The following is a 20,423-nucleotide window of genomic DNA, read 5'->3' as shown; positions in this document are numbered from 1 at the left end:
TTTCACTGAGTACAACGATCGCTGCGGAGACTTCCTTCCCGGCCGAGATGCAACTGTCTGTTTCAGCGCGCCTGGCGGGCTTGCAACTGCTCCGGCACGACGCGCAGATCCTCGGCCACGAAGCCGCGGCCGTAGACCGGGTCTCGGCCCGGCGCACCGAGGTCGACGGCCGCCGCGCTCAGCCGCTCGACCGCTGCCGAGGCCGCGGCGACGTCGGGCTCGCGCAACTCGGCCGCCAGCAACCCCGCCACCAGCGGTGCCGCGAACGACGTGCCCCGCGCCACGCCGTACCCCCCGCCGCTGCGCGCCACGGCCATGTCGGCACCGGGCGCCGACCACATCACCTGCGGCCCCTGCGCCGCCTCGGGCAGCACGCGGCGCGAGGGGTTCACACCGGTCACGCCCACCACGCCGGCATAGGCCGCCGGGTACAGCGGCGGCGCGGCCGGGCCGTCATTGCCCACCGCCGCCACGAGCAGGTGGCCGCGCTTGACGAGCGCCGCCACGCCCTGCTCCAGCAGCCGGTTCTGCGGCCCGACGAGGCTGACGTTGACGACGGCGACGCGCTCGCGCGCCATCCAGGCCAGCGCGCGCACCACCTCCTCGGCCGAGCCGCCATCGGGCTTGTCGCAATACACATCAGCGGCGAACAGCTCGGCCTTGCCTGCAGCCAAGACACCGGCAAAGCCACGGTCGCGGCCGACGAGCAGCGACGCGACCGCCGTGCCGTGCTCGCTGGGCACCACGCTGCCGCCGCAGCCGAAGCTGCCACCAGCCGCGCTGCGCAGCGCCGCGTGCTTGCGGTCCACACCGCCGTCGATGAGGCCCACGCGGATGGGGCCGCGCTGCGGGGCGGCGGCGCCGTTACCGGTCGCGACCTCACCGCTGCGTGAATAGAGATGGTTGAAGTCGGCCGGCAAGTCGGGTTGGGCTGCACGCAGCCTGGCCAGCGCCTCGGCCGTGTCCAGGCCAGCGGGCACGCGCAGCACGACCTCGCGCAGCTCCAGCTCCGGCCAGCTCTCCTCGCGCAGCTTGACGAGGCCCAGGCTCACAGCCACGGCCAGCGCGGCGTCGCTGGGGGACACCAACACCAGCTCCTGGCGGCGGATGGGCTCGCCGGCGGGGTCGGCCTCGATGAGGTCACGGTGCTGGCGCAGCAGGTCGCGCACACCGGTCACGCGCTGGTCCACCAGCTTGACGGTGGACTGCAGCAGCTCGGGCAGCGGCTGGGGCAGCACACGGTCCACGATGCCGGGCAGGCGCGGCACGCCGGGCAGCTGCGGCAGGCGCAGCTGGGCCTGGGCCGGCAGGGCGAACGCGGCAGCAATGGACAGGGCAAAGACAGTTTTCATGGCGCTCACAGGCTATTTGTGAGGATAACGATCGAGGCAGGGAAGAAAATCCATGCTTCGTCCGTTGTCTGTGTATCGATGCCTGAAACGCCTTCTGAACTTCGCCAGGAGATTGCCTCCCTGCTGCCGCGGCTGCGCCGTTTTGGCCGCACGCTGGCCCGCTCCCACGAAGACGCCGACGACCTGGTGCAGGTCGCCATCGAGAAGGCGCTCACGCGCACCGACCAGTGGGTGCCTGGAACGCGCCTGGACAGCTGGATGTTTCGCATCATGCAGAACGCGTGGATTGATGAGCTGAGGGCCCGCGAGCGGCGCGGCCAGACCTTCCTGCCCGAGGAGGAAGGCGACAACGTGGGCGACGACGCGAAGTCGGGTGCGCCGCTGGACGCCATCCTCGTGCGCAAGGCCGTGGCCAAGTTGAGCGACGAGCATCGCGCGGTGGTGGGCCTGGTGCTGGTGGAAGGCCTGAGTTATCAGGAAGCGGCGGAGACGCTGGGTGTGCCGGTGGGCACCGTGACCAGCCGCGTGGCCCGCGCCCGTGAGGCGTTGCAGGAGTTGCTGGGAGAGTGGCCATGAATTTGAATGACGATCAATTGAAGGCCGAGCGCCGCCGCTTGTCCGCCGCGTTTGACGGCGTGTTGAGCGAGCCCGTGCCGGACCGGCTCAAGGCCTTGCTGGCCGAGCCCGCGCCGGCAGCGCAAGTCGTGAACCTGGGCGCCGTGCGTGCCCAGCGCAAGGCGATGTCCAACTGGGCCGCGTGGGGCGGCATGGCGGCCACGCTGGTGCTGGGCACGCTGATCGGCACGCGGCTGGCGCCACCCACGGGCAGCGACGACCGGTTGGTGGCGAGCGGCGAGATCGCCAAGGCGCTGAACCAGCAGCTCGCCAGCGCACCTGCGACGGGTACGGGAGCGGTCGCCGTGCAGGTCAGCTTCAAGGCCAAGGACGGCCGCTGGTGCCGCAGCTTCTCGACGACGACAACGGCCGGCCTGGCCTGCCGCGAGGGCGACGGCGCCTGGGCGCTGCAGCAGGTGGCGGCCGTGGCCGCACCGAGCGGCGGCATGCGGCAGGCCGCCAGCAGCCTGCCGCCCAGCGTGCTGGCCGCGGTGGACGCCGCCATGGCCGGCGAGGCGCTGAACGCCGAGCAGGAAAAGGCCGCGCGCGACGCAGGCTGGCAGCGCTGAGGGAAAGCGCCTGGGCTGGGGCCTGTGAACACTACGGCAGTGGGTCGCGTTGTGGCCAGAAAGCCCGCGAGCAAGGCGCAAACCGGAGCCGGGTTGAGTACCCGGCGAGGATTTGCAACGCCGCGCGCGGGCTTTCTGGCCTCAACCCGAAGGGAAGGCCATCCGCCAGGGGCCACTCGGCGTTGCACCGCTTGCCCGCATATCAATGCGGGCGGCGCACTGCGCCTTGATTGGCCCCTGGCGGATGGCCTTCGCGACCCACTGCCGTAGCGTTCACAGGCCCTAACATCCATGGCAGCCGGGGAGCGCCCCGAAATCATCACCACACCGTCTGCATGCCGCAAAACGTCGCGAGCCGTCTGAGTGTCAGCCTGGCGCGCTTCAAGCGCTATCTGGTCCTCGGCAACCTCCTCATCCTGGCGGTGGTGGTGCTGGTCGCCTTGCTGGTGGCGGACGCCAGCCACGAGGCGCAAGAGCTGCGCGCCCGCCAGTCGGCAGCCAGCCTCGCGCAGACGCTGAGCCTGAGCGTGGGCGCGGGCCTCAAGCAGATCGACAACACGCTGCTGTCCACGCTGCACCAGATCAAGCGGCTGCAACTGAAGGGCCCGCTGGACGCGCGCGAGCTGACGCGCATTGCCGACGAGCAGCGGGCGCTGGTGCCGGTGATGAACGCGCTGCGCATCACCGACGCCGACGGCCAGGTGCTCAACCCGGGCGACAAGCCGGCGGTGTCGGTGGTCGACCGCGACTACTTCCGCGCCGCGCGCGTGAACCCCACGCAGCTCGCCGTCTCCGAGCCGCTGCAAGGGCGGTTGAATGCCGGTTGGGGGCTGATCCTCGCGCGGGCCCGCACCGATGCCGAAGGCCGGTTTATCGGCGTGGTGTACGGCGGCGTCCAGACGGCCAGCTTTCGCGACGACTTCCGGCGCGCCGATGTGGGCAGCAAGGGCGCGGTGACGCTGCGCTCACGCTCGCTTCAGCTGATCGCACGCCATTCGCCGCTCGACCGGGACCCCGAGATCGGCATGGGCACGGCCAATGTGTCTGACCAACTGCGCGCGGCGCTGGCGGCCAACCCCGCGCGCGGCAGCTTCGTGACGCACACGGCGCTGGACGGCATCGAGCGCATCAGCGCCTACGAGGCCGTGCCGGGCTACCCCATGCTGCTGGTGGTGGGGCTGGCCACCGATGACTACTACGCCACCTGGCGCCAGCAGATCAGCGTGCTGGCCGCGATGCTGCTGCTGCTGGAGGCGCTGCTGCTCGCGTTCTCGGTGTTCATCTACCGCGCCCAGGCGCGCCAGGTGCAGGAGCGCAGCCGCGTCGAGATGCTGTTCGCCGAGCGCGGTGCGCTGCTGGACAACGAGTTGGTGCCGATGGTGAAGCTGCGGGACCGGCGAGAGGTCTGGCACAACGCCGCGCTGGCCCAGCTGTTCGGCTACGGCCCCGGCGAGCTGCGCGGCCAGCCCGCGCGGATGCTCTATCTCGACGACGAGTCCTTCGCCCTGGTGGGCCACGCCTACCAGCGCTTGGCGGCGACGAGCAGCTACCGCACCCAGTTGCGCATGCGGCGCAAGGACGGCAGCCCGCTGTGGATCGACCTGAGCGGCACAGCCCTGCCCGATGGCGAGTCGCTGTGGCTGATGCTCGACATCACCGCCATCAAGCGCAGCGAAGAGCAGGCACGCCACCTGGCCTTCCACGACGTGCTGACCGGCCTGCCCAACCGCCACCTGCTGTTCGAGCGCATCGATTTCCTGCTGCGCGACGCCGCCCGCAACAACCGCTGGCTGGCCATCTGCTACATGGATCTCGACGGTTTCAAGACGGTCAACGACACTCACGGCCACGACGCCGGCGACGCGCTGCTGCGGGCCGCCGCAGCGCGCCTGAGCGCCGGCGTGCGCGACAACGACGTCGTCGCACGCATCGGCGGCGACGAGTTCGTCATGGTGCTGAACCAGCTCAGCGGCCTGCGCGACGAGCGGCATGCGCTGAATCGGCTGCTGGAGAGCTTCATGGAGCCCATCGTCCTGCCCAACGGCGCCGAGGTGCGCATCGGCCTGAGCATCGGCGTGGCCATGTACCCCCGCCACGGCCGCGACGCCAACACGCTCATCACGCGGGCCGACCAGGCCATGCTGGTGGGAAAACGCGCCGGCAAGGGCCGCTGGGTGACGTGCGACGACACCCCGGAACCCGGCGAGGCCTGAACGACGCGCCGTCAGGCAATGGCCTGGAAATGCTCCATGGTGGGTGGGCTGGCGAAGAAGCCACCCACCAGGCCGCGCCAGACCGCGAACAACGGCCCGTTGCGGAAGCCCTGCATGTGGTCCTCCAGCGTCTGCCATTCGACGAGCAGCACATAGCGCTCGGGCGACTCCACGCCGTGCTGCACGCTGGCGCGGATGAAGCCGGGCGACTGCGACAGCGCGGTGGCGATGCCCTCGCGGATGGCGGCTTCGAAGGCGGCCTGCTGGCCGGGCTGGATGCGGAAGTCGGCAATTTCGAGAATCATGGCGAGGACTCTGCCACGACAGCCGCGCTCAGGCCGGCTTGTGGTTTTGCATCAGGCCGACGGCCATGCCCAGCGGGTCCAGCAGCACGGCCATCACGTCGCCATCGGGCAGGGCCGTGACGGGCACGATGACGCTGGCGCCCTGGGCCGTCGCGGCGGCCACGGTCGCGGCCACGTCGGGCACGCTGACGAAGATCTGCACGCTGCTCGGCGCGCCGGGTGGCGCGGGCCAGATGCCGCCGGGGATGCCGCCCGGTGCGGCCGGGATCTCGCGGTAGCCCATCGCGTTGTGGGCCGTGATGGCCCAGCCGAACACGCGGCCGTAGAACTGCGCGGCCCGCTCGGGGTCGGGGGTGACGATCTGCCAGTGCGTGACAGGAGCAGGGGCCGTGACGGGTGCGTTCATCGTGGATCCTCGGTGGGGGTTTGGAGTTGCCAGCTGCCGCGGCTGCGCATGACGAGCACGCGGTCGACCAGCAGGCGCTGCAGGGCGACGTTGACGGCGTCCAGCGGCAGGCCGGTCATCGCGGCCAGCCAGCGGGAGTCGGGGCGGAAATCGCGCCGCGAGATGGCGCGGCAGACGCCGCGGCGCGCCTCGGCGAGGCCGAGTTGCCGCAGCTCGTCGTCGGCCAGCCCCAGGCGCCGGCCCAGGCGCTGCACGCAGCGGCCGGTGGCGATGGTGCGGCCGGCCAGCAGCCGGGTCAGCGTCGTGTGGTGCACGCCCAGCGACTGCGCAAACGCGCGCAGCGAATAGGCCGGGTTGATGGCGCGCCGCCGGTTGAGCGTGTCGGCGAGCAGGGTGTGCAGTGACATGGCCCCAGCTTAGGCGAGGGCTTGCTGCCGCCCGCGCAGAAACTGGTGCGATCCCCCTGCCGAGGGATCAGTCGGGAGGGAGTCAGTCCGGAATGCGGCTGATCTGCACGCTGACGATCTTCCAGGCGCCGTTGCGGCGCACGTAGATGTCGATGTAGCGGTAGTGGCTGTTGAAGGGCTTGCCCTGGTAGCGGCCGGTCATGCGGGTGCGGCCGCTGAGCAGGGCCGTGTCGCCGTAGACGCGCACCTCGAAGTCCTCGACGGTGTAGGGGTCCAGCACGAGGTCGGGCGACACGAGGCCGTCGACAAAGCTCGCCTTGGTTTCGACATCACCGCGCGCATCGATCTGCCGGAAGTCGTCGGCCATGTTGGCCTCGATGGCGGCGCGATTCTTGGCGAGGATGGCCTGGTCCCAGCGGTCGGCCTGGGCCTTGAGCTGCGCGACGAGCTTGGGCGGCGCCGCGTGCAATGCACCGGCCATGGCCAGCGCGGCAATCAGCAGTGCGCGGCGCACCAGCCCTGCGGGCCTCATACCTTCAGGCTGCCCCAGATCAGGCTGGTGATCAGCCTGCGCGCCGCCTCGAAGTCGGCCTCCTCCAGCCGCGGCTTGCCCATGTAGAGGGCGAACTGCGGCGCCAGGTCGGCGTAGGCCTGGGTGGACGACCAGATGAGGAACATCAGGTGCGTGAAGTCGATCTGCCGGATCAGGCCCTCGGCCGCCCAGCGCTCGAAGCGCTCGACGTCGGCATGCAGCAGCGGCATGACCTGGGCGCGCAGCACCTCGGTGTAGCGCGGCGCGCCGGCCATGATCTCGCGGGTGAAAACGGCGTTGCCGCTGGGCCGCTCGCGGCTGAAACGTAGTTTGTCGGCAACATAACTCTCGATGGCCGCCTTGGGATCATCGGCCTCGGCGATGGCGTTCATGTTGGCCATCCACTCGCCCATGACGCTGTCCAGCACCGCGCGGTAGAGGTCTTCCTTGCTGGGCCAGTGGTAGAGCAGGTTCTGGCGGGACAGATCCAGCGCAGCAGCGATGCTGTCGAGGCTGACGCCTTCAAAACCAAAGCGGGCGAATTGGCGTTCGGCCTCGGCAAGGATGGCCTCCTGCTTGCGCAGGGTGGCGGCGCGCGGGGTGCGCGTCACGGTCGCGATGTCGGTCATGCACCGCATTTTGACGGGGCGCACCAAGCCGGCCCTGCGGGTTTTTACGCTTCGGTCAAGTTTTACAGGGTAGTAATGTTTGCCTGTTTTCGCCTGGGAGATTCCCGTGGACCTTGCCGACTTGAAATCCGGGCGCCTGACGCCCGATGAGTACGCCAGCAACTTTGCCGACGCCCACCCGCCGCTGAACCGCACGCAGGCACTGATCGAGGCCGAGCGTTGCTACTACTGCTATGACGCGCCCTGCCAGACGGCCTGCCCGACCGGCATCGACATCCCGAGCTTCATCCAGCGGGTGGCGCAGGACAACGTGCGCGGCGCCGCCGAAGCCATCCTGACGGCCAACCCGCTGGGCGGCATGTGCGCACGCGTCTGCCCGACCGAGGTGCTGTGCGAGCAGGCCTGCGTGCGCAACACCAACGAAAGCAAGCCGGTCGAGATCGGCATGCTGCAGCGCTATGCCGTCGAGGGTCATCTGGCCAACCCGGGCGCCAAGCCGCTGTTCGAGCGCGGCATGCCCACGGGGCGGCGCATCGCCGTCGTCGGCGCGGGCCCGGCCGGCCTGGCCGCGGCACACGGCCTGGCGTGGCGCGGGCACGACGTCGTGCTGTTCGACGCGGCGCCCAAGCTCGGCGGGCTGAACGAGTACGGCCTGGCCACCTACAAGGTGGCCGGCGGCTTTGCGCAGAAGGAGATCGACTGGCTGCTGAGCATCGGCGGCATCACGCCGAAACTGAACTGTCGACTCGGCCGCGACATCACGCTCGACGGCCTGCTCGCTGAATACGACGCTGTCTTCCTGGGCCTGGGCCTGGCCGGCGTGAACGCGCTGGGCATTGCCGAGCCCCAGGTCACCGGTCTGCGCGACGCGGTCGAGTTCATCGCCGAGCTGCGCCAGCACGCGCCCGAGATCGTCACCGTGGGCCGCCGGGTCGTCGTCATCGGCGGCGGCATGACGGCCGTGGACGCAGCGGTGCAGAGCAAGCTGCTGGGCGCCGAGCAGGTCACCATGGTCTACCGCCGCGGCATCGACGGCCTGTCGGCTTCCACCCACGAGCAGCACTGGGCGCAGACCCACGGCGTGACCATCCGCTGCTGGGCACGGCCGCTGGGCATCGAGGCCGACGGCGGCGCGTTGCGCGGCATGCGCTTTGCGGCGACGAAGCTCGAAGGCGGCAAGCTGGTCGACACCGGCGAGCAGTTCTTCATCGAGGCCGACATGGTGCTGCGCGCCATCGGCCAGACCTATCAGCCCGAAGCGGCTGGCAACGCCATCACGCTGCAGGCCGGCCGCATCAAGACCGATGCCGACGGCCAGACCAGCCTGGCCCGCGTCTGGGCCGGCGGCGACTGCCGCGCCGGTGGCAAGGACCTGACCGTTGAAGCCGTGGAACACGGCAAGCGCGCCGCCGCCAGCATCGACCGCCACCTGGGCCTGAGCACCGCCCGCCACATGGACAAGGAGGCCGCGAATGGCTGACCTGAGCACCGACTTCCTGGGCATCAAGAGCCCGAATCCCTTCTGGCTCGCGTCGGCCCCGCCGACCGACAAGGAGATCAACGTCCGCCGGGCCTTCGAGGCGGGCTGGGGTGGCGTCGTCTGGAAGACGCTGGGCGAAGACCCACCGGTCGTCAACGTCAACGGCCCGCGCTACGCCACGCTGTGGAGTCAGGACCGCCGCGTCATCGGCTTCAACAACATCGAGCTCATCTCCGACCGGCCGCTGCAGACCAACCTGGACGAGATCAAGCGCGTGAAGCGCGACTTCCCCGACCGGGCCATGATCGTCTCGCTGATGGTGCCGGTGAACGAGGCGAGCTGGAAAGCCATCCTCGAGCGCGTGGCCGACACCGGCGCCGACGGCGTGGAACTGAACTTCGGCTGCCCGCACGGCATGAGCGAGCGCGGCATGGGCTCGGCCGTGGGCCAGGTGCCGGAGTACATCCAGCAGGTGACCGAGTGGTGCAAGAAGCACACGAAGATGCCCGTCATCGTGAAGCTCACGCCCAACATCACCGACGTGCGCTTCCCGGCCCGCGCGGCCAAGAACGGCGGCGCGGATGCGGTCAGCCTCATCAACACCATCAACTCGGTGATGGGCGTGGACCTGGACCGCATGACCATGAGCCCCGTCACCGACGGCCTGGGCTCGCACGGCGGCTACTGCGGCCAGGCCGTGAAGCCCATCGCGCTGAACATGGTGGCCGAGATCGCCCGTGACGCAGCCACGGCCGGCCTGCCCATCTCGGGCATCGGCGGCATCACCACCTGGCGCGACGCGGCGGAGTTCATCGCCATGGGTTGCGGCACGGTGCAGGTCTGCACGGCCGCCATGGTCTATGGTTTCAAGATCGTGCAGGACATGTGCTCGGGCCTCTCCAACTTCATGGACGAAAAGGGCTACACCCGGCTGGCGGACTTCCAGGGCCTGGCGGTGCCGACCGTGAAGAACTGGAACCAGCTGAACCTGAACCATGTCGAGAAAGCGGTCATCGACCAGGACAGCTGCATCAAGTGCGGGCGCTGTCACGTCGTCTGCGAGGACACGTCGCACCAGGCGATCTTTGCAACCAAGGACGGCCAGCGGCATTTCCATGTGAACGACGCGGAATGCGTCGGTTGCAATCTCTGCGTGTCGATCTGCCCCGTCCCTGGCACCATCTCGATGCGCGCGCTCCAGCCCGGCGAAACCGATGCCCGAACCGGGCGAGTGATCGACGGCAGCTACGCCAACTGGACCACGCATCCGAACAACCCGATGGCCGCACAGAGCTGCGGCTGACCCACCCCAGGAGGCGGCATGCTGATCGGTGCCCACACCATCATCTACAGCAAGGACCCCGAGGCCGACCGGGCCTTCTTCCGGGACGTGCTGGCGCTGCCGAATGTCGATGTGGGCGAAGGCTGGCTGATCTTCAGCCTGCCGCCATCGGAGCTCGCCTTCCACCCCGCCGAGACGGGCGGCAGCCACGAGTTCTATTTCATGTGCGAAGACATCCAGGCCTTTGTCGCCAAGATGGGTCAGAGCGGCATCGCCTGCACGCCCGTCAACGCGCTGGGTTGGGGCCAATTGACGCGCATCACCTTGCCGGGCGGTGGTCAGCTCGGTGTCTATCAGCCGCGGCATGCCCGGCCCGCGGCTTGAGGAATTGATATGAGTCACTACGAAGTTGCGCACTGGATCAACGGTGCCGTGAGCCGCGGCACCGGCGAGCGCCAGCAAGACATCTACAACCCAGCCAGCGGCGCCGTGCAGGGCAAACTGCTGCTGGGCAGCGTGGCCGACCTGGACGCCGCCGTGGCCAGCGCCACCAAGGCCGCCAAGGCCTGGGGCCAGACGCCAGCCCTGGCCCGCTCGCGCGTGCTGTTCAAGTTCCTGTCCATCGTGCAGGAGCGCCGCGAGATCCTGGCCGACGCCCTGGTGCGCGAGCATGGCAAGACCACGCCCGACGCTTTGGGCGAGGTGGCGCGCGGCATCGAGAACATCGAGTTCGCGACCGCAATGCCGCAGCTGCTGAAGGGCGAGTACACCGAGCAGGTCGCGCGCGGGCTGGACGCCTGGAGCGTGCGCCAGCCGCTGGGTGTCGTGGCCGGCATCACGCCGTTCAACTTCCCGGCCATGGTGCCCATGTGGATGTACCCACTGGCCATCGGCTGCGGCAATGCCTTCATCTTGAAGCCCAGCGAGCGCGACCCGAGCGCGTCGCTGCTGATGGCGGCGTGGCTGAAGGAAGCCGGCCTGCCCGATGGCGTGTTCAGCGTCGTGCAGGGCGACAAGGACATCGTCGACGCCATCCTGGCCCACCCCGGCATCGCGGCCGTCAGCTTCGTCGGCTCCACGCCGGTGGCCGAACACATCTACAAGGTGGGCTCTTCCCACGGCAAGCGCGTGCAGGCGCTGGGCGGCGCGAAGAACCACATGGTCGTCATGCCCGACGCCGACCTCGAACAGGCGGTGGACGCGCTGATGGGCGCGGCCTACGGCTCGGCCGGCGAGCGCTGCATGGCCATCTCGGTGGCCGTGGCGGTGGGTGATGCAGCCGATGCGCTGGTGGCCGCCCTGGCGCCCAAGGTCGCCGCGCTGAAGATCGGCGAGGGCCACGGCAGCGGCATCGAGATGGGCCCGCTGATCACGCGCGCCTCGCAGCAGCGCGTCGAGAAACTGATCGGCGAAGGCGTGGCAGCCGGTGCGAAGGCTGTCGTCGATGGTCGCGGTCATCGCGTGGCCGGTTTTGAAGACGGCTTCTTCGTCGGCGGCACGCTGCTGGACGGCGTGTCGGCCGACATGAGCTGCTACACCGAAGAGATCTTCGGCCCGGTGCTCTGCGTGGTGCGCGTGCCCGATCTCGCAGGAGCCATCGCGCTCATCGAAGCCAACGAGTACGCCAACGGTGTGGCCATCTTCACCCGCGACGGCCACGTGGCGCGCGAGTTCGTGCACCACATCCAGGTCGGCATGGTGGGCGTGAACGTGCCGCTGCCGGTGCCCATGGCCTTCAACAGCTTTGGCGGCTGGAAGCGCAGCCTGTTTGGCGACCACCACGCCTACGGCCCTGAGGCGGTGCGGTTCTATACCAAGCACAAGGCCGTCATGCAGCGCTGGCCGGACTCCCTGCCCAAGGGTCCGCAATTTGCTTTCCCGCAGAACACCTGATTAGCAAGGAAGCTGCCCATGAATGACCCGACGCTGAGCAATCCCGATCTCGTTCCCACGACGGCCGCCCAGCGGACCTGGCGCTGGTATCACTTCGCGGCGCTGTGGGTGGGCATGGTCATGTGCATCCCGGCGTACACGCTGGCGGCCAGCCTCATCGAGTCGGGCATGAGCTGGAGCCAGGCGGTGGGCACGGTGTTCCTGGGCAACCTGATCGTGCTGGTGCCCATGCTGTTGATCGGCCATGCGGGCGCCAAGTACGGCATCCCGTATGCGGTGCTGGCGCGGGCCTCCTTCGGCACGCAGGGTGCGCGGCTGCCGGCCCTGCTGCGCGCGCTGGTGGCCTGCGGCTGGTACGGCATCCAGACATGGTTTGGCGGCCAGATGATCTACACGCTGGCCGGCGTGCTGCTGGGCCAGCCACTCAGCGGCGCCCCGCTGCCGGTGCTGGGTATCAGCGCCGCACAGTTCGGTTGCTTCCTGCTGTTCTGGGCACTGCAGTTCTGGTTCGTCGTGCACGGCATCGAGGCCATCCGCAAGCTCGAGACCTACACCGCGCCGATCAAGATCGTCATCTGCTTCGTGCTGCTGTGGTGGGCCTGGGACAAGGCCGGCGGCTTCGGCCCCATCCTCGACCAGCCCTCGGCCTTCGTCGAAGGCGGCAAGAAGGCCGGCCAGTTCTCGGCGGTGTTCTGGCCGTCGCTGACGGCGATGGTGGGTTTCTGGGCGACGCTGGCGCTGAACATCCCCGACTTCACGCGCTTTGCGAAGACGCAGCGCGACCAGCTCGTCGGCCAGGCCATCGGCCTGCCGCTGCCGATGGGCCTGCTCGCAGCACTCGCGGTGTTCGTCACCTCGGCCACCGTCGTCATCTACGGCAAGGCGCTGTGGGACCCGGTGGACCTGGCCAGCCGCATGACGGGCGCCGCCGTGCTGATCGCGCTCATCGTGCTGCTGATCGACACCGTCAGCGTCAACCTCGCGGCCAACCTCGTCGGCCCGGCCTACGACTTCTCAGCGCTGGCGCCCGGGCGCATCAGCTACAAGCTGGGCGGCATCCTCACGGCGGGCCTGGCCATCGTCATGATGCCGTGGAAGATTTTGGAGTCCACGCAGGGCTACATCTTCACGTGGCTCATCGGCTACTCGGCGCTGCTGGGGCCGGTGGCCGGCATCTTGATCGTCGACTACTACCTGCTGCGCAAGACGGAGCTGGTGGTGGAAGACCTCTACCGCGAGCACGGCAGCTACCGCTATCACCGCGGCTGGAACCGCGCCGCCATCATCGCCTTCATCCTGGGCGTGCTGCCCAACGTGCCGGGCTTCATGAACGCCGCCTTCCCCACCGCCGTGCCTGACGTGGCACCGGCCTTCAAGCTGATCTACACCTACGCCTGGTTCGTCGGCCTGGGCCTGGCCGCCGTGATCTACGGTGCGCTGATGGCGGGCAAGGTGCAACCGCAACTCGCGAGGAACGCGACATGACTTCCCTTCTGATCCGCGGCGCCGTCGTCGTCAACGCCGACGCCGAATCCCGCACCGACGTGCTGTGTGTGGACGGCCGCATCGCGGCCATCGGCGACCGCGCGGCGCGCGAGGCACCTGCCGGCACGACGACGCTCGACGGCACCGGCCAGTACCTGCTGCCGGGCGGCATCGACCCGCACACCCACATGCAGCTGCCCTTCATGGGCACGGTCACGCAGGACGACTTCTTCAGCGGCACCGCGGCCGCGCTGGCGGGCGGCACGACGAGCATCATCGACTTCGTCATCCCCAACCCGCAGCAGCCGCTGATGGAGGCCTACCGCACCTGGCGCGGCTGGGCCGAGAAGGCCGCGGCGGACCACGCCTTCCACGTCGCCGTGACGTGGTGGGACAAGAGCGTCAGCGACGACATGGGCACGCTGGTGCGCGAGGAAGGCGTGAACAGCTTCAAGCACTTCATGGCCTACAAGAACGCCATCATGTGCGACGACGAGACGCTGGTGAACAGCTTCAAGCGTGCGCTCGAACTGGGCGCCATGCCCACCGTGCACGCCGAGAACGGCGAGCTGGTCTACCTGCTGCAGGCCGAGGTCGCCAAGATGGGCATCACCGGCCCCGAGGGCCACCCGCTGAGCCGCCCGCCGATGGTGGAAGGCGAAGCCGCCAACCGCGCCATTGCGATTGCCGACGTGCTGGGCGTGCCCATCTACATCGTGCACGTCAGCTGCATCGAGAGCGCCGAAGCGATTGCGCGTGCCCGCGCCCGCGGCCAGCGCGTCTACGGTGAGGTGCTGGCCGGCCACCTGCTCATCGACGACAGCGTCTACCGCGACCCGTCGTTCGAGAAGGCCGCCGCCTACGTGATGAGCCCGCCCTTCCGCCCCAAGATCCATCAGGAGTTCCTGTGGCGCGGCCTGCAGTCGGGCCAGTTGCACACGACCGCCACCGATCACTGCACCTTCTGCGCCGAGCAGAAGGCCGCCGGCAAGGACAACTTCGCCCAGATCCCCAACGGCTGCGGCGGTGTCGAGGAGCGCATGGCGGTGCTGTGGGATGCGGGCGTCAACTCCGGGCGCCTCACGCCCAGCGAGTTCGTCGCTGTGACCTCGACCAACGCCGCCAAGCTCTTCAACATGTACCCGCGCAAGGGCGTCATCGCTGAAGGATCGGACGCCGACCTCGTGCTGTGGGACCCGGCCGGCACCAAGACGCTGTCCGCCAAGACGCAGTTCTCGAAGAACGACTTCAACATCTTCGAGGGCCGCACCGTGCGCGGCATTCCCAGCCACACCATCGCCCAAGGTCGCGTCGTGTTCGCCCGCGGCGACCTGCGCGCCGAGCAGGGCAAGGGCCGCTACCTGAAGCGCCCGCCGTTCGGCCCGCAGTTCGACGCCGCAGCCAAGCGCGCCCACGACCTGGCACCCACCGCCGTCGCCCGATGAACATAGAGCCCCCACGCTCGCTTCGCTCTCTGCCCCCCGAGGGGGCGCGTCAGCGCCTTCGGGCGGCCGGGCGCCGCTGACCATGCAAACCGTCATCCCTCAGCTGCGCATGACGGACGCCGCACGCAGCCAGGCCTTCTACCTCGACCAGCTCGGCTTCAGCGTCGACTGGCAGCACCAGTTCGAGCCTGGCCTACCACTCTTTCTGCAGATCACGCGCGAGGGCCAGACGCTGTTCCTGACCGGCCACGCCGGCGACTGCCAGCCCGGCGGTGCGGTCTATTTCTGGGTGCCGGACGCCGACGCGACGTACGCCGCCTTCACCGCGCGCGGCGTGAAAGCGGTCAAGCCCATCGAAGACATGCCCTGGGGCGTGCGCGAGTTCCTGCTCGTCGACCCCGACCACAACAAACTGCGCTTCGGCACGAAGCTCTGAGGAGTCCACCATGGACATGCCCACCACCAAGCCCGACATCACTCAACTGCGCGTCAACGGCCAGCGCCTCTGGGACTCGCTGATGGAGTTGGCGCAGATCGGCGCCACCCAGAAAGGCGGCGTCTGCCGCCTGACGCTGACCGACCTCGACAAGCAGGGTCGCGACCTCGTCACACGCTGGGCGCGCGAGGCCGGCATGACGGTCACCATCGACCAAATCGGCAACGGCTTCATGCGCCGCGCGGGCCGCAACAACAGCCTGCCGCCCATCATGACCGGCAGCCACATCGACACCCAGCCTACCGGCGGCAAGTTCGACGGCAACTACGGCGTGCTGGCCGGCATCGAGGTCGTGCGCACGCTGAACGACCATGGCATCGAGACCGAGGCGCCCATCGAGGTCGCGTTCTGGACCAACGAGGAAGGCTCGCGCTTCGTGCCCGTCATGATGGGCTCGGGCGTGTTCGCCAAGGCCTTCACGCTGGAACATGCCTACGCGGCGACGGACACCGAAGGCAAGACGGTGAAGGGCGAGCTGGAGCGCATCGGCTACATCGGCAGCCAGGTGCCCGGCGACCACGCCATCGGCGCCTACTTCGAGACCCACATCGAGCAGGGCCCGGTGCTGGAAGACCATGACAAGACCATCGGCGTCGTCACCGGCGTGCTGGGCATCCGCTGGTACGACTGCGTCGTCACCGGCATGGAAGCCCACGCCGGCCCCACGCCCATGGCGCTGCGCAAAGACGCGCTGCAGGTGGCCACCAAGCTGATGCAGGAAGTGGTGGCCTGCGCCCACCGCCATCCGCCGCATGGCCGCGGCACGGTGGGCATGGTGCAGGTGCACCCCAACAGCCGCAACGTCATCCCGGGCCGCGTCAAATTCAGCATCGACCTGCGCAACGCGACCGACGCGCTGTGCGAAGCCATGGACGCCGACATCCGCGCCGTGGCCGCCAAGCTGAGTGCCGAGAGTGGCCTGCCCATCGAGATCACGCCCGTCAGCGCCTACCCGGCCCAGCCCTTCCACGCCGACTGCATCGCCGCCGTTCAGAAGGCCGCCGACGCGCTGGGCTACAGCAACATGCGCGCCGTGTCAGGCGCCGGCCACGACGCCGTCTACATGGCTCGTCTCGCCCCGGCCGGCATGATCTTCATCCCTTGCAAGGACGGCATCAGCCACAACGAGATCGAGGACGCCAAGCCCGAGCACATCGAGGCGGGGTGCAATGTGCTGCTGCAGGCGATGCTTGAACGCGCCGGCTGAAGCGTGGACGACTGCAAGCCCATCCGCTACCTGAGCGTGTCCATCGCCGTGGCGGCGGACAAGGCCTACGACTTCGTCGGCGACCCGCTCAATCTGCCCCGGTGGGCGAAGGGGCTGGGCCAGGGTGTGCGCCGCTCGGGTGAGCACTGGGAAGTCGTCACAGGCGCCGGCACCGTCGGCCTGCGCTTCGCGCCGCGCAATGCCTTCGGCGTGGCCGATCACACGGTCATCCTGGCTGACGGCAGCGAGGTCTACGTGCCGCTGCGCGTGATGCCCAACGGGAACGGCAGCGAGGTCATGCTGGGCCTGTTCCGCCAACCCGAGATGGACGACGCCACCTTCGAGCACGACGCTGGCCTGATGCAGGCCGACCTGCAGACACTGAAAGCGCTGCTGGAACAAGGCTAGCGATCACTGGCCACCCGCCAGGCCTGCACCACCGCCCAGGCCAGCTCCGGCAGGATGAAGAGCAGCAGTACCGGTGCGCCCGACTGCCACCAAGCCCAGCCCATCCACAGACCGAACAACAGCCGCCCTGCTGCGTCGTAGCGACCGAGCTGCACCGTCGGCCCGCGCAGCCTCAGCACCGCCCAGACAAGGACGATGCTGCCCATCAGCAGCGCGAACAGCGTCTGCACCGGATCAAACGCCGGTAGCGACTGGCCGCCCAGGGCCTGGTTGATCGTGCTCAGCTGGGCGCGGTTCATCTCGAAGGTCCAGGGCGTCGCGAACGGTGCGGTGACGATGAAGTCGTAGAGCGCGCTGAACCAGACGACGCGCAGGAAACCAGGGGTGCTGAAGGTGGGCATGAAGAGGCAAGAATGAAGGGAGTGCCCACATGCTCGACCCTGGACCACACTCCAGGGTCAAGCCCTTTCTCCACGACCTCCATGCGCATCGGCCCCCTCTCCACGTTGACCGGCCTGAGCCGCGACAGCCTGCGCTTCTACGAGAAGCGCGGACTGCTGCAGGCCCGTCGCACCGACAACGGCTACCGCGACTACCCGGAGGAGGCCGTGCAATGGCTGGCCTATGTGCGCACGGCCCAGCAGCTGGGCTTCACGCTCGCCGAGATCGCGGCCGACCTGCCTTTGCTGGCCCAGGGCGAAGACGCCGGGCCGGCACTGCGCGCGACGCTGGCCCGCAAGCTGGCCGACATCGACGAGCGCATTGCGGCACTGCAGGGGCTGCGCGGTGAGCTGGCCAACCGGCTGGCCGACACGCCCGAGACCGGCGCCAGCTGCCCCTTGCGCCCGGTGGCCTGAGGCTCAGGCCACCGCGCTGCGCACCGCCTCGCGCACGAGGCCGTCGAGCTTGCCGGTGATCTGCGTCAGCTCGCCCGACACAACGGCGAACTCACGGCCCGAGTCGCCGGCGCGCGCAGCCACGACCTGGGCATTGAAGGACACGATGCGGGCATGCTTGGCAATGGTCTCGATGTCGCCCATGACCGACGTGAGCTGCTTCTTGGCCGCTGCGGCCTGCTGGCGGGCAAGGTCTTCGTAGAGTTGGGTCAACCGGTTCAGCACGGCCAGCAGCGGGGTGACGCTTTCCACCAGCTCCTCCAGCAGGCCGGGCGCGCTGCGGGCTTCGGCGGCGATGGCATTGAGTGCGCGCTGCGCCAGCTCAATGAAGCCGCCGATGCGCTCATCGGCACGGTCGGCGCCGAAATAGGCCTGCTCCAGTTCGCCCCCCAGCGCACGGGGCGACAGCTCGCCTTCGGTCAGCGAGCGGTGGGCCTCGCGGAAGGTCGCCAGTGCATCGTGCGCCGTGGCAAGCGCGCCTTCGCGGCCTTGCAAGGCCAGCACCGCGAACAACACCAGGCGCTGCGACGTGAAGCGGCGCCGGCCTGACAGGTTGATCAACTTGCCAAAGACCTCGCCTGCCGTTTGTTTGGGCGCGGCCCCCGCTTTTCGTGCATCGGGCACCGCACGCTGATGGTGCAACATGGCTTCCTCCGTGAGCTGGGTCACGACCGGCGCCTCCCGCGGCGGGCATACCGGTCCTGCCTACCCTAGGGTTAGCACGGGGCGTGCCAGCGCAGCCTCCTCAGTTCGAGGTCGGCGGTGTCAACGCCGCTTCCAGACTGACTACACGGCGTCCACGCGCTTCCCAACGCACCAGCGCCGCGCGCAAGGCCTCCTCATCCTTAGCGGCGGCCCCCAGCACGCGCCGCGTGGCCCAGCTGTCGTCCTTGCCGCCCTCCTGGTCATGGTGATCGTGCGGCGTGCCTTCGCTGCAGGCTTTGCAGAGCACGCGAACGTTGGAAGTCCAATCCTCGACATGCGCTCCCGCCACCGCCAAGGCTTCATCAAGGGCCTCGATGCCGGCGGATGAATCGACATCCACTTCCAGCTCGAAAGTTGTCATACGCGACGGCATATGCAACTGGAGCACGTTGAATACGTCGTACTCACGCCCTCGCGAAGTCCGCGTACCGGTGGGGGCGCCGTCGTGCAGCACGATGTCCTCGGCGCGATAGCCCGAGCCGGCATAGGGAATGTTCTCGATGCGCACGCGGACCGGGTCGACACGGCGGCCCCAGACCACTTCGCCCTCACCATCGGGATTCAAACGCACCGGCGTCCTGCCGAAGTCGTCCTCGATGGGCCCGTCGCCGTCCGCGACCTCGATGCCCAGGCGCCGCCAGGTGGCTCGGGCCGTCGCCCAGTCGCACAGCGCCGTCGCGGCGATGGCCAGGTTCCAGTTCGAGGCCTCGTCATCGGGGCGCAATTCGACGGCACGGCGGTTGAAGTCCAGCGACTCCAGCCACTCGCCGCGGTATTTGTGGATGAGGCCGATGTTGTAGAGCGTCGATGGGCGCTCGGGGTCCAGCCGCTAGGCCTCGTGGTACAGGCGCAGTGCCTGATCGTCGTCGCCACCATCCAAGGCCACCGCCTGCTCATGCAGGTCTTCAGCCTGCTGCTTCGCGTCGACGCTCATGCCAGCTTCGCAAGCCGCCTGGCCGCCTCGGCCAGCGTCTCATCCCGCTTCGCAAAGCAGAACCTCACGTGCCGCCTCTCCTGGGGCTGCTGGTAGAAGACCGACAGCGGGATGGCCGCGACGCCGATCTCGGTCGTCAGCCATTTGGCGAAGTCCAGCTCGGGCAAGTCGGACACGGCGCTGTAGTCCACGGTCTGGAAGTAGGTGCCCTCGCAGGGCAGCAGCTTCAGCGGCGTGGCGGCCAGCGCGGCGCGGAAGCTGTCGCGCTTGGCTTGGTAGAAATCGCTCAGCCCCTGCCACGGCGCCGGGTTGGCGAGGTAGGCCGCGATCGCATGCTGCGTGGGCGTGTGGACCGTGAACACCGTGTACTGATGCAGGCGGCGAAAGGCCGCTGACAACGCCGGCGGTGCGGCGACGAAGCCGACCTTCCAGCCGGTCACATGAAAGGTCTTGCCGAAGCTGCTGACGAGGAAGCTGCGCGCAGCCAACCTGGGGTAGCGCGCCACGCTCTCGTGCGGCGCGCCGTCGAACACCATGTGCTCGTAGACCTCGTCGCTGACGACGAAGAGATCGTGCGCTTCAGCGATCCGCTCCAGCTCGCGCAGGTCCTCAGCCGTCGCAACGCGGCCGCTGGGGTTGTGCGGCGTGTTCAGCATCAGCGCCCGCGTGCGCGGCGTGATGGCGGCGCGCACGGCCGGCCAGTCGATGCGGTAGTCCAGCGTCATCGGAACGCCCACGGGAACAGCGCCGGCGAGGCGGATGGCGGGGTCGTAGCTGTCGTAGGCGGGCTCGATGATGATGACCTCGTCGCCCGCGCCAACGCAGCTGTGCAGCGCGGTAATCAACCCCTGCGTGCCGCCCGCGGTGATCGTGATGTCGCGGTCCGCGTCATAGGCCGAGCCATAGAGCGCGTTCAGTTTGGCGGCCACGGCCTGGCGCAGCGCCGGCACGCCGGTCATCGGCGGGTACTGGTTGTGGCCAGCCGCCATCGCGTCGGTGACGGCCTGCAGCAGGGCCGGGTCGGCACCGAAGTCCGGAAAACCCTGGCCGAGGTTGACGGCGCCATGCTCGGCGGCCAGCGCCGACATGACGGTGAAGATGGTGGTGCCCGTATTGGGCAGCTTGGTGGGCAAGGCGGGCATGGAGAGCGATTCTGCCGGCGCC

The 20,423-nt window shown here is 68.9% G+C and carries 23 protein-coding genes; 13 read left to right on the top strand and 10 right to left on the bottom strand.

Going from position 1 to position 20,423, the window contains the following annotated elements; genetic code table 11:
• Positions 1-62: 62 nt before the first annotated feature.
• Positions 63-1,352 carry a S8 family serine peptidase gene (locus AC07V5_RS08025; RefSeq protein ID WP_495115115.1) on the bottom strand — a complete coding sequence of 430 codons (1,290 nt, stop codon included), beginning with the start codon at positions 1,350-1,352 and terminating at the stop codon, positions 63-65.
• Between the two features lie 78 nt (positions 1,353-1,430).
• Here AC07V5_RS08025 and AC07V5_RS08020 point away from each other — a divergent pair, with 78 nt between their 5' ends.
• The 3 genes from AC07V5_RS08020 (at position 1,431) to AC07V5_RS08010 (ending at position 4,749) form a co-directional block, all read left to right on the top strand.
• Positions 1,431-1,928, top strand: coding sequence for an RNA polymerase sigma factor (locus AC07V5_RS08020; protein ID WP_495115114.1), 498 nt, complete (start codon positions 1,431-1,433; stop codon positions 1,926-1,928).
• Positions 1,925-2,536, top strand: coding sequence for an RT0821/Lpp0805 family surface protein (locus tag AC07V5_RS08015; protein WP_495115113.1), 612 nt, complete (start codon positions 1,925-1,927; stop codon positions 2,534-2,536). Before AC07V5_RS08020 ends, AC07V5_RS08015 begins: the two co-directional genes overlap by 4 nt.
• Positions 2,537-2,871: 335 nt before the next feature.
• Complete coding sequence (locus AC07V5_RS08010) at positions 2,872-4,749, top strand: sensor domain-containing diguanylate cyclase (protein ID WP_495115112.1); 1,878 nt, start codon at positions 2,872-2,874, stop codon at positions 4,747-4,749.
• A gap of 11 nt (positions 4,750-4,760) precedes the next feature.
• Here AC07V5_RS08010 and AC07V5_RS08005 read toward each other — a convergent pair whose 3' ends face one another.
• The 5 genes from AC07V5_RS08005 to AC07V5_RS07985 all read right to left on the bottom strand — a co-directional run bounded on the left by AC07V5_RS08005 (position 4,761) and on the right by AC07V5_RS07985 (position 7,028).
• Entirely contained in the window at positions 4,761-5,054 is a 294-nt protein-coding gene (locus AC07V5_RS08005; RefSeq protein WP_495115111.1) for an antibiotic biosynthesis monooxygenase family protein, read from the bottom strand.
• A gap of 28 nt (positions 5,055-5,082) precedes the next feature.
• Positions 5,083-5,460 carry a VOC family protein gene (locus AC07V5_RS08000; RefSeq protein ID WP_495115110.1) on the bottom strand — a complete coding sequence of 126 codons (378 nt, stop codon included), beginning with the start codon at positions 5,458-5,460 and terminating at the stop codon, positions 5,083-5,085.
• On the bottom strand, positions 5,457-5,867 hold the full coding sequence (locus AC07V5_RS07995; RefSeq protein ID WP_495115109.1) for a helix-turn-helix domain-containing protein: 411 nt from the start codon (positions 5,865-5,867) through the stop codon (positions 5,457-5,459). The genes AC07V5_RS08000 and AC07V5_RS07995 overlap by 4 nt, the downstream gene beginning before the upstream one ends.
• A gap of 82 nt (positions 5,868-5,949) precedes the next feature.
• On the bottom strand, positions 5,950-6,399 hold the full coding sequence (locus AC07V5_RS07990; RefSeq protein WP_495115108.1) for a nuclear transport factor 2 family protein: 450 nt from the start codon (positions 6,397-6,399) through the stop codon (positions 5,950-5,952).
• Positions 6,396-7,028, bottom strand: a complete 633-nt coding sequence (locus AC07V5_RS07985; RefSeq protein WP_495115107.1) for a TetR/AcrR family transcriptional regulator — start codon at positions 7,026-7,028, stop codon at positions 6,396-6,398. Before AC07V5_RS07985 ends, AC07V5_RS07990 begins: the two co-directional genes overlap by 4 nt.
• 106 nt (positions 7,029-7,134) lie before the next feature.
• On the opposite strand from AC07V5_RS07985, the gene AC07V5_RS07980 reads away from it, so the two are divergent.
• The 9 genes from AC07V5_RS07980 to AC07V5_RS07940 all read left to right on the top strand — a co-directional run bounded on the left by AC07V5_RS07980 (position 7,135) and on the right by AC07V5_RS07940 (position 16,724).
• Positions 7,135-8,508: an NAD(P)-dependent oxidoreductase gene (locus AC07V5_RS07980; protein ID WP_495115106.1), complete on the top strand. Its 1,374-nt coding sequence runs from the start codon at positions 7,135-7,137 to the stop codon at positions 8,506-8,508.
• Complete coding sequence (gene preA, locus AC07V5_RS07975; protein WP_495115105.1) at positions 8,501-9,811, top strand: NAD-dependent dihydropyrimidine dehydrogenase subunit PreA; 1,311 nt, start codon at positions 8,501-8,503, stop codon at positions 9,809-9,811. Before AC07V5_RS07980 ends, preA begins: the two co-directional genes overlap by 8 nt.
• A gap of 18 nt (positions 9,812-9,829) precedes the next feature.
• Positions 9,830-10,174 (top strand): VOC family protein, encoded by a 345-nt coding sequence (locus AC07V5_RS07970; RefSeq protein WP_495115104.1) that lies wholly within the window; start codon positions 9,830-9,832, stop codon positions 10,172-10,174.
• Positions 10,175-10,183: 9 nt separating this feature from the next.
• Complete coding sequence (locus AC07V5_RS07965; RefSeq protein WP_495115103.1) at positions 10,184-11,683, top strand: CoA-acylating methylmalonate-semialdehyde dehydrogenase; 1,500 nt, start codon at positions 10,184-10,186, stop codon at positions 11,681-11,683.
• 18 nt (positions 11,684-11,701) lie between these two features.
• Positions 11,702-13,168 carry an NCS1 family nucleobase:cation symporter-1 gene (locus AC07V5_RS07960; protein WP_495115102.1) on the top strand — a complete coding sequence of 489 codons (1,467 nt, stop codon included), beginning with the start codon at positions 11,702-11,704 and terminating at the stop codon, positions 13,166-13,168.
• A complete protein-coding gene (gene hydA, locus AC07V5_RS07955) occupies positions 13,165-14,613 on the top strand; it encodes a dihydropyrimidinase (protein WP_495115101.1) in 1,449 nt (482 codons plus the stop codon). The genes AC07V5_RS07960 and hydA overlap by 4 nt, the downstream gene beginning before the upstream one ends.
• Before the next feature lie 82 nt (positions 14,614-14,695).
• Entirely contained in the window at positions 14,696-15,049 is a 354-nt protein-coding gene (locus AC07V5_RS07950; protein WP_495115100.1) for a bleomycin resistance protein, read from the top strand.
• A gap of 10 nt (positions 15,050-15,059) precedes the next feature.
• Positions 15,060-16,316, top strand: coding sequence for a Zn-dependent hydrolase (locus AC07V5_RS07945; RefSeq protein WP_495115099.1), 1,257 nt, complete (start codon positions 15,060-15,062; stop codon positions 16,314-16,316).
• Positions 16,317-16,319: 3 nt separating this feature from the next.
• A complete protein-coding gene (locus tag AC07V5_RS07940) occupies positions 16,320-16,724 on the top strand; it encodes an SRPBCC family protein (RefSeq protein ID WP_495115098.1) in 405 nt (134 codons plus the stop codon).
• Here the strand turns inward: AC07V5_RS07940 and AC07V5_RS07935 are convergent.
• A complete protein-coding gene (locus tag AC07V5_RS07935; RefSeq protein ID WP_495115097.1) occupies positions 16,721-17,125 on the bottom strand; it encodes a hypothetical protein in 405 nt (134 codons plus the stop codon). The two genes, AC07V5_RS07940 and AC07V5_RS07935, sit on opposite strands and share 4 nt — an antisense overlap.
• Positions 17,126-17,206: 81 nt before the next feature.
• On the opposite strand from AC07V5_RS07935, the gene AC07V5_RS07930 reads away from it, so the two are divergent.
• Positions 17,207-17,581 carry a MerR family transcriptional regulator gene (locus AC07V5_RS07930; protein WP_495115096.1) on the top strand — a complete coding sequence of 125 codons (375 nt, stop codon included), beginning with the start codon at positions 17,207-17,209 and terminating at the stop codon, positions 17,579-17,581.
• Between the two features lie 3 nt (positions 17,582-17,584).
• On the opposite strand, the gene AC07V5_RS07925 is transcribed toward AC07V5_RS07930, so the two are convergent.
• The 3 genes from AC07V5_RS07925 to AC07V5_RS07915 form a co-directional block, all read right to left on the bottom strand.
• Entirely contained in the window at positions 17,585-18,265 is a 681-nt protein-coding gene (locus tag AC07V5_RS07925; RefSeq protein ID WP_495115095.1) for a type IV pili methyl-accepting chemotaxis transducer N-terminal domain-containing protein, read from the bottom strand.
• A 100-nt stretch (positions 18,266-18,365) separates the two neighbouring features.
• A complete protein-coding gene (locus AC07V5_RS07920) occupies positions 18,366-19,049 on the bottom strand; it encodes a hypothetical protein (protein ID WP_495115094.1) in 684 nt (227 codons plus the stop codon).
• A 206-nt stretch (positions 19,050-19,255) separates the two neighbouring features.
• Positions 19,256-20,401 carry a pyridoxal phosphate-dependent aminotransferase gene (locus AC07V5_RS07915; protein WP_495115093.1) on the bottom strand — a complete coding sequence of 382 codons (1,146 nt, stop codon included), beginning with the start codon at positions 20,399-20,401 and terminating at the stop codon, positions 19,256-19,258.
• Positions 20,402-20,423 lie beyond the last annotated feature (22 nt).

Source organism: Roseateles sp. GW821-FHT02E12, assembly GCF_059421665.1.
Note: the sequence above shows the minus strand (reverse complement) of the source record. Positions and strands in the feature narration are given on the sequence as shown.